Annotated in this window: 14 protein-coding genes; 13 read left to right on the forward strand and 1 reads right to left on the reverse strand. The window is 40.9% G+C overall.

Translation table 11 applies throughout. The annotated features are described in order from the left end of the window. Nucleotides 1–11: 11 nt before the first annotated feature. The 10 genes from P2W73_RS00095 to P2W73_RS00140 all read left to right on the forward strand — a co-directional run bounded on the left by P2W73_RS00095 (nucleotide 12) and on the right by P2W73_RS00140 (nucleotide 10,910). Complete coding sequence (locus tag P2W73_RS00095; RefSeq protein WP_276499927.1) at nucleotides 12–707, forward strand: LytR/AlgR family response regulator transcription factor; 696 nt, start codon at nucleotides 12–14, stop codon at nucleotides 705–707. A gap of 185 nt (nucleotides 708–892) precedes the next feature. Then, on the forward strand, nucleotides 893–1,642 hold the full coding sequence (locus tag P2W73_RS00100; protein WP_276499928.1) for a DUF6089 family protein: 750 nt from the start codon (nucleotides 893–895) through the stop codon (nucleotides 1,640–1,642). A gap of 255 nt (nucleotides 1,643–1,897) precedes the next feature. Beyond that, nucleotides 1,898–2,647 (forward strand): dioxygenase family protein, encoded by a 750-nt coding sequence (locus P2W73_RS00105; RefSeq protein ID WP_276499929.1) that lies wholly within the window; start codon nucleotides 1,898–1,900, stop codon nucleotides 2,645–2,647. 70 nt (nucleotides 2,648–2,717) lie between these two features. Next, nucleotides 2,718–3,230, forward strand: coding sequence for a hypothetical protein (locus P2W73_RS00110; RefSeq protein ID WP_276499930.1), 513 nt, complete (start codon nucleotides 2,718–2,720; stop codon nucleotides 3,228–3,230). Further along, on the forward strand, nucleotides 3,227–3,937 hold the full coding sequence (locus tag P2W73_RS00115; protein WP_276499931.1) for a pirin family protein: 711 nt from the start codon (nucleotides 3,227–3,229) through the stop codon (nucleotides 3,935–3,937). The genes P2W73_RS00110 and P2W73_RS00115 overlap by 4 nt, the downstream gene beginning before the upstream one ends. A 92-nt stretch (nucleotides 3,938–4,029) precedes the next feature. Further along, nucleotides 4,030–5,370, forward strand: a complete 1,341-nt coding sequence (locus P2W73_RS00120) for an APC family permease (RefSeq protein WP_276499932.1) — start codon at nucleotides 4,030–4,032, stop codon at nucleotides 5,368–5,370. After that, complete coding sequence (locus P2W73_RS00125; RefSeq protein WP_276499933.1) at nucleotides 5,354–6,529, forward strand: trans-sulfuration enzyme family protein; 1,176 nt, start codon at nucleotides 5,354–5,356, stop codon at nucleotides 6,527–6,529. Before P2W73_RS00120 ends, P2W73_RS00125 begins: the two co-directional genes overlap by 17 nt. A 62-nt stretch (nucleotides 6,530–6,591) precedes the next feature. Further along, nucleotides 6,592–8,022: a TolC family protein gene (locus P2W73_RS00130; protein ID WP_276499934.1), complete on the forward strand. Its 1,431-nt coding sequence runs from the start codon at nucleotides 6,592–6,594 to the stop codon at nucleotides 8,020–8,022. Between the two features lie 245 nt (nucleotides 8,023–8,267). Then, nucleotides 8,268–9,635 carry an efflux RND transporter periplasmic adaptor subunit gene (locus P2W73_RS00135; RefSeq protein ID WP_276499935.1) on the forward strand — a complete coding sequence of 456 codons (1,368 nt, stop codon included), beginning with the start codon at nucleotides 8,268–8,270 and terminating at the stop codon, nucleotides 9,633–9,635. A gap of 231 nt (nucleotides 9,636–9,866) precedes the next feature. After that, on the forward strand, nucleotides 9,867–10,910 hold the full coding sequence (locus P2W73_RS00140; RefSeq protein ID WP_276499936.1) for an NAD(P)H-dependent glycerol-3-phosphate dehydrogenase: 1,044 nt from the start codon (nucleotides 9,867–9,869) through the stop codon (nucleotides 10,908–10,910). A gap of 129 nt (nucleotides 10,911–11,039) precedes the next feature. Here the strand turns inward: P2W73_RS00140 and hemW are convergent, their stop codons facing one another. Further along, nucleotides 11,040–12,155: a radical SAM family heme chaperone HemW gene (gene hemW, locus P2W73_RS00145; RefSeq protein WP_276499937.1), complete on the reverse strand. Its 1,116-nt coding sequence runs from the start codon at nucleotides 12,153–12,155 to the stop codon at nucleotides 11,040–11,042. Nucleotides 12,156–12,225: 70 nt separating this feature from the next. On the opposite strand from hemW, the gene P2W73_RS00150 reads away from it, so the two are divergent. The 3 genes from P2W73_RS00150 to P2W73_RS00160 all read left to right on the forward strand — a co-directional run bounded on the left by P2W73_RS00150 (nucleotide 12,226) and on the right by P2W73_RS00160 (nucleotide 15,917). Continuing rightward, nucleotides 12,226–14,028, forward strand: a complete 1,803-nt coding sequence (locus P2W73_RS00150) for a POTRA domain-containing protein (protein ID WP_276499938.1) — start codon at nucleotides 12,226–12,228, stop codon at nucleotides 14,026–14,028. A 95-nt stretch (nucleotides 14,029–14,123) separates the two neighbouring features. Next, nucleotides 14,124–15,074 (forward strand): DUF4271 domain-containing protein, encoded by a 951-nt coding sequence (locus P2W73_RS00155; RefSeq protein WP_276499939.1) that lies wholly within the window; start codon nucleotides 14,124–14,126, stop codon nucleotides 15,072–15,074. Between the two features lie 42 nt (nucleotides 15,075–15,116). Next, nucleotides 15,117–15,917 (forward strand): uroporphyrinogen-III synthase, encoded by an 801-nt coding sequence (locus P2W73_RS00160; RefSeq protein ID WP_276499940.1) that lies wholly within the window; start codon nucleotides 15,117–15,119, stop codon nucleotides 15,915–15,917. The last annotated feature ends 64 nt before the right edge of the window (nucleotides 15,918–15,981 follow it).

Consider the following 15,981-nt stretch of genomic DNA (forward strand, 5'->3'; position numbering starts at 1 on the left):
ATTCCATCATTATGCCTTTAAAATGTGTCGCTATTGATGATGAGCCGCTGGCCCTGGAGCTGATCAAAACCTATGTGGCCCGGTTTGCTGAATTAGAAATGCTGCAAGTCTTTGATGATGCCATTTCAGGCGCAGAATTTATTCGCAAAATACCGGTTGACATTTTATTTGTTGATATTAACATGCCTGACATAACCGGGCTCGACCTGGTACGGTCGTTGGAGGAAAAACCGATCATTATTTTTACGACGGCACATAGAAAATTTGCTCTCGAAGGGTTCGAACTGGACGCCATTGATTACTTATTAAAACCCATTTCATTTGAGCGATTCTCAAAAGCGGTGAAGAAGGCGATAGAGTATTCCCGGTATAAAAATCAACAGACCAGCGAGTCCGCTGAGAGTTTGTTTGTATACTCGGAATATCGGCTGATTAAAATTCCTTTTGCTGATATTGAATATATTGAAAGCGTTGAGGACTATATTAAAATACATCTTAGCAATGCCAAGCCCATTCTTACATTGATGCCTTTGAAAAAAGTGCTGGAAAAACTGCCTCCCGAAAAATTCAAACGTATTCACAGAAGTTATATCGTGGCAATCGAAAAAGTAAATTCTATTCTCAACCGGAAAGTACAATTGTCTTCCTCCACGGAGCTTCCGATTAGTGACAGCTATTCCAGCTTTATCAAAGAGTGGAAAAAATAAACCCTAACGGATTTATCAGCACAAAAAACCGATTCGTCGATACCTTTCCGGTTCTCACCGACACTGTGTTTTATTTAACAAACTCCTAAAACGATAGATAAACTTTTTTGCGTTTAGCAAAGGTAGCCGACGTTTAAGCTACCCGTTACTAACTGCTGTATTCTCCACACCAAATCAAAACCAGGATGAATAAATTATCAAAGCAAGCAGTTAGTATCATTGTAATGAGTATTGGGTATAGCATATTCGCTTATTCCCAACTCAATCCAAAACTTCAATTCGGCATCGGTGCTGGCACTTTCATTTACCAGGGTGATTTGACACCATCTGATTTGGGATCATATAAAACCATGAAACCACAATTAAACATTTTCGCTTCACGGTTTTTGAATTCTTCCTTTTCAGTACGGGCCAATCTTTTTATTGGATCGATAAAAGGAGATGATTCAAAGTATAATAAGCCAGTATACAGGCAGGAAAGAAATTTTAAGTTTCGTTCTTCAGTGGCTGAAATAAGTGGCATTGCGGAGTGGAATGTGCTGGGAAGAAACTATGCCGGAAAAGGTTTTTCTCCCTATTTGTTTGGCGGAGTTGGTTACAGCTTTTTGAGAATACGGAGAGACTGGTCCGGATTAAACACAGAGTATTTTTCTGGCGAATCCTCTTTAATAGAAGGCCTGGCAGAAGATGCTCAACATTCAGTGCCGCGAGGCTTATTGGTGTTCCCAGTTGGTATTGGGACAAGGTATTATTTTTCTGATAGGTTTGGTATTAGTGCGGAAACGTCCTACCGGATCAGCAGTACCGATTACCTGGATGGTTTCAGCCGGTCAGCAAATCCTGCTGAAAAAGATCATTACTACAGTCATAGCATAGGAGTTGTTTACAGGCTGGGTAAAAAGAACACTTTCGATTGTCCTGTTATCAGGTATTAAAAATTTACCGGGACAATCCGGGTATATACCGATACAACATACGAAAGAGTAAGCCTCTATCGTCAAAGAGGTGAGTGGCGAAATGAAACAAGTGATATGGTTTGGTTATGTGCAATTGGTTGTTCCCAGGCCCTTCGTTTCAAAGGGCCTGTTTTTTCAAGTAAGAGTGATTTATCGGTACAAAAAGCCTGTTCATCTATCGGAATTGATAGCCGGCAGGAATAATTGAAATTTTAATTATTAAAACGAAAAACAATGGAGCAGTCAAGAAAAAAATTCCTGAGACAATTTTTCATCGGAGCTACATCGGTTCCGTTGATATTGCAGGCTTGTAAAAAAGAGGATCTTACTACTGACACGGATACAGGAACTGGTAGCGGTTCAGGCAGTGGAAGTGGAAGCTGCAGCGTATCGCCCTCTGAAACAGCCGGTCCATTTCCAACTATTACTCCTTCATCATTGGTAAGATCCGATATCAAGGACGATAGGACAGGCGTCGCTTTTACGATCAAGGTAACGATTAAGAATACAAATAATAGTTGTGCGGCTTTAGCAAACGCCATTGTTGATATCTGGCATTGTGATAAAGATGGTTATTATTCAGAGTATGGCGGCACAAGTATGCAGTCAGTCAATTATACGGCAGTACATTTTTTAAGAGGCCGGCAAACTACTGATGCAAATGGCCTGGTAACCTTTACATCTATATTCCCGGGCTGGTACCAAAGCAGGGCTACTCATATACATGTACATATTTATAATGCATCAGGCACTTCATTATTGGTAACACAAATTGCTTTTCCGGAAGGAAGCAGCAGTGCCGTGGCAACGGTGAATGGCAGCGGTGGCGTGGCTTATGGATATTCGAAAGGAATGACAGGCTATACGTACAATGCATCGGATAATGTATTCAGTGATGATAGTGCAGGGGCCGAATTGGCAACGGTAGCAGGAAGCCTGAGCGGGGGATATACTCTTACGCATACCATAAATGTAGCTGCCTGATATTTTTTCTTAGAGTCAATCCGCAACCATAAGGCGTTAGGTTTTTACCTGCGCCTTCTTTATAATTTTTATGGAACAGAAGATCATTCGGCTTCGTTACCGGAAAATAATTGACACTGCTTCGCAAAAGCTGTGGGATAAGCTGGTGTTTGAAAGTACGTATAAAGAGTTCTTAATGCAGTCGCAATTTTATAACCAGGAAAAAAAGCATACAACATTTGCTGCTTTATTACAGCATGCCCCCGGTGCTGAAAAATTGCACTTTCTTGTTAGTACGGCTATTGTTGGCTACCTGCAGCAGTTGAAAGGAGTAGTGCCTGATATTTTAAACAATGTTGGAAAACATTTTCTTCGGTTTGAGAACTACAGGTTTGAACTGATCAACTCTGATATAAAAAATAAATCGGCGCACCAGGCTGCTATCAATTTCTTCAGCGAGCCGCTCACCTGGCATGATACAGTCAGTAATTATTTATTAGTATCGCAGAGCAGTGAAGAAAAAACTGATGACGGTGTATTAACTGAAATGGTACAACTACAGCCTTTTCTCAGTATTTATTCATTAAAAACAGAGGAAGTATGATACAGCAGACAAAAGCAAAAATTTTTTTGGCAGATGAAAGAGGGCTGAATGAAACGGCATGGTTCAGCAGCCAGAATACTTTCAACTTTGGAAAATATTTTAATGAACATAAATATCCTTTTGGTAATATATATGTAGTAAATGACGATACCCTGGATGCCGGCTGTTCGCTGAAAATGTTGATAGAGGAAAATTCTCATATCGTTTTGCTGCCGGTAATGGGAGCTATAACCTTTAACGATTCGTATGGCAATAAAAATACCGTGGCTGCAGGACAAACGCAGTTGCTTACGTTTGATAAAGGCGGAACGCTGGAAATACGCAATCCCTTCAACGATGGCTTGGTAAATTTTTTACAGATATGGATAAGGACAGCGGAAGTAAAAGAAACAAAAGACAATCACCTGTGCACCTACAATGTAAATGAACATATAGACAGCCTTTTCAAAATTTCACCCGAAACCGCAGCTTTACCCTTTACTGTATCTATAGGTAAGTTTAATGGCAGAGGCGAAACAGTTTATCATTTGACCAATAAAAACCCTGGAGTTTTTGTGTTTGTAATTGAAGGTGCATTTGAAGTGCAGGGCAGGTTGTTGCATGCCCGGGATGGGCTTGCTCTTTGGGAAACCAATGAAGTAGAAATGGAAGCCTTGAGTAATGATGCTATTATCCTGGTTATCGAAACACAGTTGTATTCATATTAGCATCCTGATATTATCCATTTTCGAAGTTCCGCTAAGGCTATCGTCAATACGAGGATTAGCAATAACAAACTGTTTTTTGCTATCTTCAATCCATGACAAAAAACAAGCTGGGCCTTTTCGATCTTACGATGATTGTGGTTGGGTTGGTGATCGGGATGGGAATATTCCGTACTTCTTCTGATGCTGCCAATGCTTCTGTTACTCCTGCTATTTTTTTTGTTGCCTGGTTTGCTGGTGGTATCGTGGCACTTTGTGGTGCGTTAACTTATGCGGAAATAGGCTCCCGCTTTCCGGCTACAGGTGGTTATTACAAAGTGTTTGCTGAATGTTATCATCCTTCCATAGCCTTTGCCATCAATTGCATTATTCTGATTTCTAATGCGGCTTCCATGGCGGGTGTGGCCCTGATCGGAAGCGAATATATATCCCAGGTTATTTTTAAAACCGTTCCCGATAATACCACCCGGGCTTTCATAGCGATGGTCCCGATTATTATATTTTATATAGTAAATCTTTTAGGCCTTCGAATGAGTTCTACGGCCCAAAATATTCTGATGATCATCAAGATCGGGATGCTGGTTTTACTGATTAGTTCTATATTCTTCATTTCGCCGGAAGCTGGTTCGTCGGCAGCAGCTATAGCAAGGGAATTCACTACGATGGATTATATCAAATCATTTGGTGTCGCCCTGATAGCTGTTTCTTTTACGTATGGCGGATACCAGCAAACCATCAATTTTGGTGAAGAAATACATGAGCCCAGGAAAACAATCCCCAAGGGCATTTTTATCGGGATATTAATTATTATTTCTCTTTACCTCGCCGTAAGTTATGCGTACTATAATGCAATCGGGTTTGAACAACTGAAAACGTCACGTGGGATCGCATCCATTGTCGTAGAAAAAATGTTTGGCCCGGCAGGCAGGACCGCTGCTTCCATATTGCTTTTTATTGCTGTGTTGGCGTATGTAAATGTATTATTGTTGAGTAATCCGCGGGTGATGTATGCCATGAGCCTCGACAAAATATTGCCCAAACCCTTCCAGAAAAAAGATGAAAAAAAGGATGTGCTTACTGTGAGCCTGACTGTATTTGCAGCCATGGGAATAATTGTGTTGTTTTTTGCCAACGAATTTAACCAGATATTGGGATTTACTATTTTTTTAGACTCAATAGGAATGGCCACTTCTGCCGCTACTATTTTCATTTTGCGAAAGCGTACAAAACACCTGGACGGGACCGGAATTTATAAAATGAAGTTGTATCCATTGTTGCCACTCATTTTTATCCTGGCTTATGTTTTTGTGGGTATTTCAATTGCATTTAATACACCCAGGCTTGCTATGATAGGAACAGCAGTTTTTGCCGCCTTCCTGGTTATTTATTTTTTAGTTACTCACCGGAAAAAAAATTCGAATGTCTCTTCCAACTGATATTTCTTACATATTGAATGAACTGGGTGAAGAAAGGGAAAATTATTTTAATGCAGTATCTCCCCCTATCATCCAGGCCAGCAATTTTACGTTTAAAAAAGTAGATGAATTATACAGCGCTTTCGAAAATGAAATGAGTGATTATCTCTATAGCAGGGGATTAAATCCTACCGTGGAGATATTGCGTAAGAAATTAGCGGCATTGGATGGGGCCGAAGACTGTCTTGTTTTCAATAGCGGTGCTGCCGCAATTTTTGCCGGCGTTTTGGCCAACGTGAAGGCGGGTGATCATATCGTCTCCGTAAGAGCTCCCTATACGTGGGCACAAAAAATGTTTGATGAGATACTGCCGAGGTTTGGCGTTACGACAACTTATATTGATGGAACTGCCGTAGAAAATTGGCAGTCGGCTACACGATCCAATACGAGTTTTTATTATCTGGAGTCACCGAATAGCTGGTTCTTCGAATTGCAGGACATTCGTGCCGTCAGTGCATTAGCAAAGACGAGAAATATTTTCACTTTTATTGATAATAGTTACTGCACGCCCTTGCAACAAAATGTAATAGAAATGGGTGTGGACCTCGCTATGCAAACAGCCACCAAATATATTGGTGGGCACAGTGATACGCTGGGTGGTGTATTGTCCGGCTCACACGCTGTTATCAAAAGGATTTTTGATAGTGAATACCTAAATATTGGTAGTGGTATTCAGCCTTTTAATGCATGGCTATTACTTCGTGGGCTAAGGACTTTGCCGATGCGACTGGAAAGAATTAACAGATCTACCCGGAAGATTATTGAATACCTGAAGCAACACCCTTTGATTGAAAACATTATCTTTCCTCTTGATCCATCTTTTTCACAATATGAGCTGGCGAAAATGCAAATGAAAGATGCGGGAGGGCTCGTGACCTTCTCACTAAAAGCCAAAACAAGGGAAGGCATTGTTCTTTTTTGCGAGTCGCTAAAACATTTTATAATGGCCGTAAGCTGGGGAGGACATGAGTCATTGATAATTCCCAAATGCGCCAGCGTAAAACTGGCCGGGTTTGACGTAGCTAATGTGGCTCATCGTTCAGTCAGGATGTATGTGGGACTGGAGGAGCCTGATTACCTGATTGCTGACCTTGACCAGGCCCTACAAAAACTAGTATGATTTTTAACCTCCGTTTATCAAAAATCAATATGGCGGCATTTGTTTTCAATTATTTTTGTCGAATGGTAACTCGCAGTATCAAGCTGGTCTTTTTCCTGTTCACATTTACAAGTTCTTTTGCGCAGCAAAAATGGGATTTGCGCCAATGCGTCGAATATGCGATGAAAAATAACATCTCTGTTCGGCAGGCGGATGTGCAGGCAAGAATAGCAGCATTAACATATCAGCAAAGTAAGCTATCGCAATATCCATATGCCAACCTGCAAAATAGTGCCGGTTATCAATTTGGGCGATCGATCGATCCCTCCACCAACCAGTTTACCAATGATAAAATTTTATTTACTAACCATTCACTTAATGTGAACCTTGATTTGTTCAATTGGTTCAGAAAAAAAAACACAGTAGCCGCTAACCGTTTCCAGGCGGATGCCTATGTGCAGGGGGTTGAGAAAGCAAGAAACGATATTGCTTTGAATGTGGCTAATGCCTACTTGCAAATCGTGTTGAATGCGGAGCAAATTAAGATCAGTGATGTGCAGGTAAAACAAAGCCTGGACCAGGCCGACAATATAAGGAAACGTGTAGATGCGGGAGCACTTCCTGAATTGAACCTTGCTGAAATAGAGGCTCAGCTGGCCAATGACAGTTCAACGCTCCTTACTGCCAATGCGAACTACACTCTCTCAGTTTTGCAATTAAAGGCACTACTTAATGTCGATGCCGATGTGCCGTTCGATGTTGAAATACCTCCCGTGGAGTTAATTCCTGTAGAGGCTTTAGCCGATCTTGATCCGGCGGCAGTTTATCAACTGGCGACGACCAATATGCCGCAGCAAAAAATCAATGAATTGAATTTGCAGGCTGCTATAAAAAACGTGGCAGCCGCCAAAGGAAGCTTGTATCCCTCGTTCTCTTTATTTGGTGGGCTGGATACCCGTTATTCGGATGCGCAAAAATTATTGCCTAAGGACTATGCAAGCACAATCATTCCAATTGGCTTTGTTGATATAAATGGATCAAATTATATCGTTCAATCGCAGCAATTGCTTCCGACAGGAACAACAAAAAATACTTATTTCCGACAATTGAATAATAACTTTAGCCAATCAATTGGGCTGGGTCTCAGTGTCCCGATTTTTAATGGTGGCGTTGCGAGAACAAACTGGAAAAAAGCGCAGCTCAATGTTACCAATGTAGAATTACAGCGGGAACTGGATTCAAAAACACTGAAACAGGATATTTACCAGGCACATGCCAATGCCATAGCAGCTTTACAGAAATTTAACGCATCTTCAAAATCTGTGGAGACTTCACAAAAAGCATACGATTTTGCCAAGAAAAGATTTGATGTTGGATTATTAAACACCATTGACCTGATCACGAACCAGAACAATTTATTTCGTGCCAGGATCAACAGGGCTTCAGCACAGGCAGACTATGTATTTAAAATGAAGTTGCTGGAATTTTATAAGGGGCAGGGGTTAAAATTGTAACCCCTAACCCCTAAAGGTTTGCTAAAGCACAGCCCCTGCCTACCGTCAGGCAGGCTCGTTTTTCGGCGAGCATGATTGGATTTGTAACTTCGAAAATGCTGAATTGAGATATAAAGATGAAGTGGCAGTTATGAAGATGAGTAAAGAACAGGAGCTGAAAACATGAATATTTTTTAACTATTCCGCACAAAAGAAGTTTTTTCGATTGTCGGAGTATAAATAGTCCGCCGCGGCGGATTTAGGGTATGAATAAAACTTTAAAATGGATATTGATAATTGTAGCAACACTCGTTGTGGTGGCAGTGATTTGGACGCTTATAGCCGGTAAGAATAGTGGAGCTGTAAAAGTAGCTGTTGAAAAAGTGACGAAAAGAACCATTATCGAAACAGTCACCGCAAGCGGAAATATCTATCCGGAGGTTGAGGTAAAAATTAGCCCCGATATTTCTGGTGAGATCACCGAATTGAATGTGCAGGAAGGGGATAGCGTGAAAAAGGGACAGGTGCTGGCCCGCATTTTTGCCGATATCTATGCTTTGCAAAGGGATGAAGCCGCTTCGCAGGTGGGGCAATCGGAGGCAACAGTTAGCAATAGCCAGGCAGCATTGGACGCTACCAAAGCTTCATTGGATCAGGCAAAGCAGGCTTATGAACGCAACAAGTCCTTGTTTGAACAAAAAGTAATTTCACAATCCGAATTTGAGCAGTTTGAAACAACCTATCGGTCGGCGCAGGCCAATTATAACGCAGCCTTGCAAAATATCAAAGGCTTGCAGGCGAACGTAAGAACAGCTGAAACCGGCCTCACCAAAGCCAACAAAGACCTTGGCCGTACCACTTTGGTGGCCCCGATGAATGGCGTAATATCTTCTTTGAAGGTTAAAAAGGGAGAAAGAGTAGCAGGTAATAGCTTTAATGTAGGCACCGAAATGATGACGGTTGCTGATATGAGTGTGATGGAAGTAAGAGTGGATGTGGGAGAGAATGATATTGTAAAAGTAAATATTGGTGACTCGGCAGATGTGGAGCTGGACGCCTATAACAATCGCAAATTCAAAGGTGTTGTTACCCAAATCGCCAGTAGTACCAAAACAACCGCTGCATCAGCTGTCTCCAATGAAGTAACCAATTATGAAGTAAGGATAAGACTTGACAGGGGATCATATAAAGATCTTATTGACCCATCAAAACCAAAGAGATTTCCGTTCAGGCCCGGGATGAATGCCAATGCAGACATTAAGACAAAACGGATAGACAATGTACTGGCGGCGCCGATCACTGCTGTAAATGCCCGGGTAAAAGGTAGCGATAAAAGTATAGCGGATAAGAAAAAAGAAAACGAGGCAAATAAAGAAGAAGATAACCTGAACATGACAGAAACTGCCATTAGTGATGAACTGGAAGAGGTGGTCTTTGTGTTGCAAAAAGATGGTACCGTGAAAAAAACTGTAGTGAAATCGGGTATCCAGGACATTAATTACATCGAAATAAGAAGTGGCTTAAGTGGCGGAGAAGATGTTGTTGTGGGTCCTTACAATGCAATTAGTAAAACATTGAAGGATGGCATGAAAGTAACTGTTGTGCCGAAAGATAAATTGTTTGAAAAGAAATAGTCTGAACTGGGATTTGGGGAGATTGGATGGATTAATAAGAAATTGAAAGAGTTTTGTAATTACAAGGCTCTTTTTTTATGGATATTGCATGACAAATAAGAATGATTGTGAATATTGTTGAGTTCGCAAATAAAGATAGAATATGATCATGAGGGATAAATTGGTTATATAGTCTTCAGGAGGCTCTATCTTAATTTTATCTCCTCTTAATCTTTTAAATCCACCCAAATCATGGTTCAGACATTTGGTATCATTGGCAGCGGAAGTTGGGCGACAGCATTAGTAAAGATCCTGACAGATAATGGAAACGCCGTTAACTGGTGGATACGTAATGAAAAAAGTATAGAATATATCAAGAGACGCCGGCATAATCCCTCTTATCTTCAATCTGCCTATTTTGATGTTTCATTGCTTTCCATGTCGGCAAAAATTGAGGAGGTGATCGGCAACTCAGAGATTCTTGTGATCGGCATTCCCTCTGCATATATCGATGAAAGTATTGCCCATTTAAAGCCAGAACACTTAGAGGGTAAAAAAATTGTGTCTGCCGTAAAAGGAATTTTACCGGAGCAAAACATACTGCTTAACTACTACTTGCAGCAAAAGTTTCAATTTCCCCTGGAGAATTATTTTGCTGTGTTGGGGCCATGCCATGCCGAAGAAGTGGCTGCGGAGAAATTGTCCTATCTCACGTTTTCCGGAATAGATGTAACTGGTGCTTCGCAAATTGCGTCCTATTTCACCAACAGCTATATTAACACAATAGTTAATCATGACATACTGGGTGTGCAATATGCAGCTGTGTTAAAGAATATCTATGCGTTGGGAGCGGGTATTGCGCATGGCCTGGAATATGGCGATAATTTTCAAAGTGTTTATATAGCCAATAGCGCCGATGAAATGGCTTCCTTTTTAAAGGAGTTCGGTGCAGAACATATTGTTGTTGGCGAACACGAAGGAGAGGATCCTGTTACGCATCGCAAAACTCCTAACTACGCAGCTTCGGTATACCTTGGCGACTTATTGGTAACCTGTTATTCCCTGTACAGCCGCAACCGTACGTTCGGCAATATGATCGGCAAGGGCTATTCAGTAAAAGCGGCGCAGCTCGAATTAAACATGGTGGCGGAAGGTTATAATGCGGCAAAATGTATTTATAATATTAACAAATCCATTGAAGCATCAATGCCAATAGCGGAGTCTATCTATAAAATCCTTTGGGAAAATGTTAAACCCGCTGAGGGTTTTAAACAAATAGAAGAGGTGTTGGTCTGATAGGCAGATAAAAACAAGTAATATGCCGCTGTCTTATCATGGTTTCGGACCCGCCGCCATCTTGCTGATGGTTGCGACTCTCATAATTGGCGAATTGTATAAGTTGTACAAAAACCGCAAACAACACTCTTAATCAAAAAACAAATCAGCGGCAATACCGTCAGCCAGTAGTTTGCCCTCTTTTGTCAGCCGTAAAAAATTACCCTCTTTTTTTAAAAGTCCTTTTTCCAAATATTTGCTGCTTTCTGCTGCTAACTTGTCTGCTTCTTTTGTCGCAAGCTTTGTAAGATTCAATCCTTCTTCCGTGCGAAGAGAGATCATGATATATTCGTTCAGTTTTTGCGTAATAGTGAGAGTTTCCTGTTCAAAGGGAATAACTCCCTGCCCTATTGAACGGATATACGCTGCGTTGTTGGCAATATTCCACCATCGGGTATTGCCGTCGAATGAGTGAGCAGATGGTCCGATCCCAATGTATTTTTTTCCCTGCCAGTAAGAGGAGTTGTGACGACTGCGGAATCCCGGTTTTGCAAAGTTGGAAATTTCATAATGTTCGTATCCTGCTTCTTCGAGCCACTGCATCAGCAAAAGGAATTGCTCCGATTGAGTCTCCGCGTTTATATTTTCAGTTTTGTGTTGCCGTATTAATTTGTCAAGCGGTGTTTTAGGTTCCACTGTTAGGGCATAGCAGGATAGATGTGGAATTCCCAATGAGATGGCTTTGTCTACATTTTGCTTCCATTTATCATTGGTCAATCCCGGTGTGCCATAGATCAGGTCGATTGTTATATTTTTAAAATAATCAAGCGCCAACTGCAAACTTTTGAGTGCTTGCGGTGCATTGTGCGCCCTGTTCATCCACAGCAGATCTTCCTCAAAAAAACTTTGTATCCCAATACTCAGGCGGTTAATACCAATTTCTTTCCACTCGCTAAGTTTTTGAATGCTGATATCATCCGGGTTGGCTTCCAGCGTTATTTCCGCTTCCGGAGAAACAGTATAAAGCGATTTTATCTTGCCGAGAATGCTTTCCAATTCGGATTTAGTGCACAAGCTGGGTGTGCCGCCTCCAAAGTAGATAGTTTCTATTTTTTCATCTTCTTTAAAATTAGCCTGCTGTAATTCGATTTCTTTCAATAAAGCATCAACTAATTCGTTTTTAGAACGCAATGAAGTCGAAAAATGGAAATTGCAATAATAACAAGCTTGTTTACAAAACGGGATATGTATATAAATTCCGCTCAACCGGGTTTCTGATTTAAATAAATATTTTTACCAATCCATCCCCTCCGGAGAGGAGTAAGGAATGAAGTTGATGACAAAATTAAGACTGCAAATATTGGTTACAGCATTTTTGTTGATCTGCATGAAAGCTGCGGGTCAATCCGGTTATCCTCTTCTTTTAAATGGCGTTGATAGGGATTCGGCTTTTCTCGCTGCATCAGTAGGTATTAAAACCAACTTTGATTCCCGCAATGAATGTATTAGTTATATAAATGATTTGCCCGCCACTCTTATAGCCAAAGGGTATGTGACGGCTTCGCTGGATAGTATACTTTATGATTCGGCTTTTGCCAGGATCGCTTTATACCTCGGGGAACAATATCAATGGGCGCAATTGGATGCAAAACAAATTGACGCTTCGATATTGCAGTCGGTTGGCTGGAGAGAAAAGATATTTACTAATAAACCGATGGATTTTGAACAGGTGAAGCAGTGGCAGGAAAAAGTGCTAAACTACCTGGAGAATAACGGCTATCCTTTTGCAAAAGTTTACCTGGATAGTATGGTGATAGATAGTGGCAGCGTGCGGGCACAATTAAAATTGGACAAAGGCCCCTCTTATAAAATCGACAGCATTCACATCGTTGGCAACGCTAAAATTGCGAATGAATTTTTACAACGATACCTCGATATTAAAAACGGCAGCCTGTTCAGTAAGGAAAAGTTGCTGCGAATCAGCCGGCGTATGCGGGAGCTAACCTATGTTGAAGAAGAATACCCGTCAAAACTTATCTGGTTAGGCACAGGCTCTACACTGGAAATGTATTTGAAGCCAAAGAAAAGCAGCCAGGTAAATGTGCTGGTTGGATTTTTGCCAAATAACGACCAGTTGTCTTCAAAGAAGATTTTGATTACGGGAGAAGCTAATCTGAACCTGAAAAATGCATTGGGTGCTGGGGAAACAATCGGATTAAACTGGCAGCAATTGCAGGTGAAATCACCAAGATTAAATATTTTATATCAGCATCCTTACCTCTTCAATTCACCGGTTGGGCTTGATTTTTCCTTTGATATGTTTCGAAAGGACAGTACGTTTCTGAATGTAAATTTCCAATTAGGTGCTCAGTATATTTTAAACATCAACCAGGCCGGAAAAATATTTATCCAACGGACTTCCACGATTGTGAATGGGATTAATAAAAATTTTGTCACTCAATATTATCGCCTGCCTGATGAGGCTGATGTAAGTGCCGTGAGTGCCGGGATAGATTACGAATTCAATAATACTAACTATCGTTTAAATCCCACAAAAGGAAATGAGTTCAGGATCATAACAGCTGTGGGCACTAAAAAAATAAAAAAGAACAATGAGATTCTCGAATTGAAAGATCCCGGGAATCCCTCTTTTGATTTTGGAACGTTATACGACACGGTGAAATTGAAGACGTATCAATTACGGATAAAGATTTCGGCGGCCCGGTATCTTCCATTAGGAAAACAAAACCGGAGCACAATAAAGTTGGCTGTTAATGGCGGTATGTTTCAAAGCGGTAATATTTTCCGCAACGAACTTTTCCAGATTGGCGGCTATAAATTGTTAAGGGGCTTTGACGAGGAGAGTCAATACTTATCCCAATTTGCTGTAGCAACGGCAGAATATCGTTACCTCGTTGGCCAAAACTCCTACTTCTATGCCTTTACCGACGGAGGATGGGGTGGCAACAATAGTCAAAATGCAGACGTTGATTACACCTATTTTGGAACCGGGCTGGGCCTGGCCTTTGAGACGAAGGTGGGAATTTTCAACCTGGCATGGGCTGTAGGGAAGCGAAGTGATTTACCCTTTAATTTGCGTCAATCAAAAATACACTTTGGATTCGTCAACTATTTTTAGCAATCTTGTGCCGGTTTAATACGGAAATAATCGTGACTATTTTAGTTGTGAAGTTGAATGTCCGGCTGTTATTTTTGCATTTCAATCAATAGTACTTGCTGCGTTTTTTTTTATCCATTGTTATTATCTTATCTGTATCTGTCCGAGTCGCTGCGCAGGACACCATACTTGCGCAAACAAATCGTAGTGCCGATACGATTTTAAATGCGGATAGTAACAGCATTAGTATTGATTCCGCTACCCTGATATTTTCCGATTCCGTTTCAAAAAGACCAATTATCAGGGATTCGTTGTGGCAATCAAATAGCGATATCCCTCTTCAGGAACAAATACTGCAACGCCATCCTTTTTTCAACTTTAATACCAGGCCGGTAGTTACGCCATCCGACATAAAAAAATTTAATGGGAAGGAGTTGCTTTTCTATGTCCTTGTGGTATTGGTGATAATTTTTGCGCTGCTAAAGCTGGCCTTTTCCAAATATTTTAACGACCTGTTCCGTGTTTTCTTTCGCACTACCATGAAGCAGAGGCAGATAAAGGAACAGCTGATGCAAACACCTTTTCCTTCATTGGTTTTTAATGGGTTTTTCGTGGCCAGTGCCGGCTTGTATGCAAATTTCTTGTTGCATTATTTTGGGTTTAAGCCGGTCGATAATTTTTGGCTGTCGTATTTGTATTGCTGTATCGGGCTTTCAATAATTTATCTGGTTAAGTTTATAGGCCTGATAGTGTGTGGCTGGCTTTTCAATATGAAAAAGGCAGCTGAATCTTATATTTTTATTGTATTTATCATTAATAAAGTGATTGGTATTGCCTTGCTTCCTTTCAACATTTTGTTGGCATTTACCGACGGAACGATGCATTCGGTTGCACTTATGCTATCGTGGTGCTGTATAGCGGGGCTTTTCTTATACCGTTTTATTTTAGGATTCGCTGCTATTCGTAACGAGGTCAGATTCAACCTATTTCACTTCTTTTTGTACCTGTGCGCCTTTGAAATTGCTCCCCTATTGCTGATTTACAAGCTTTTACTATTCTTTTTCTAAGTAGAATAGCTTAGCTTTGCACAAATTTAGCCGCACCACAACATGGTAAAAAATGGGGTTACAAAGGCCGATGTTCAGGCCAAAACAATAAATAAAGTTTTGATCACCCAGCCGAGGCCCGAAAGTGATAAGTCGCCGTACTTTGAACTGTCAAGAAAATACAACCTGGAATTGGATTTTCAACCCTTTATCCGTCTTGAAGGAATACCGGCCCGTGATTTTCGCAAACAAAAGATAGATATTCCAAACTATACCGGCGTCATTTTTACCAGTCGAAATGCTATTGATCATTTCTTTCGTACCTGTGATGAAATGAAAGTAAGCGTTTCCCAGGACACTAAATATTTTTGCATTACCGAAGCGGTGGCACTTTATCTTCAGAAATTCATCTTGTATCGCAAACGCAAAGTGTTCTATGGCGCCGATGGGACTAATAAGAGCATGTTTGACGTAATCAACAAGCATAAAGGCAATGAAAAATTCCTGTATGTATGTTCCGAAAATCAACAGGATAATGAGATCGTCAACTGGCTAAAGGCTAATAATTGTGAATTTGCATTAGCCTTTATGTATCGTACCCAGAGTAATGATGTAAAGGATCTACTGGCAAAAAATAAATACGACATCATTTGCTTCTTCACCCCAAGTGGAATTAAGAGTTTGTTTGACAACCTCCCAAAGTACAAACAGAATGGTACTTTCATAGGTGCGTTTGGTGGCAATACTTCCAAGGCAGCTGAGGAAGCAGGCCTAACCTTACAAATAAAAGCTCCCCAGCCGCAGGCACCCAGTATGGTAGCAGCGCTTGATAAATTTTTAGCTGAAGCAAGCAAGAAAAAATAATTTTAAAAAAGATGTTAAGGGCACTAATCAGTGCCCTTTTTCTTTTTTAGGCCACATGGTTTCT

The sequence above is a fragment of the Terrimonas pollutisoli genome, assembly GCF_029360765.1.
Taxonomy (GTDB): Bacteria; Bacteroidota; Bacteroidia; order Chitinophagales; family Chitinophagaceae; genus Terrimonas_B; species Terrimonas_B pollutisoli.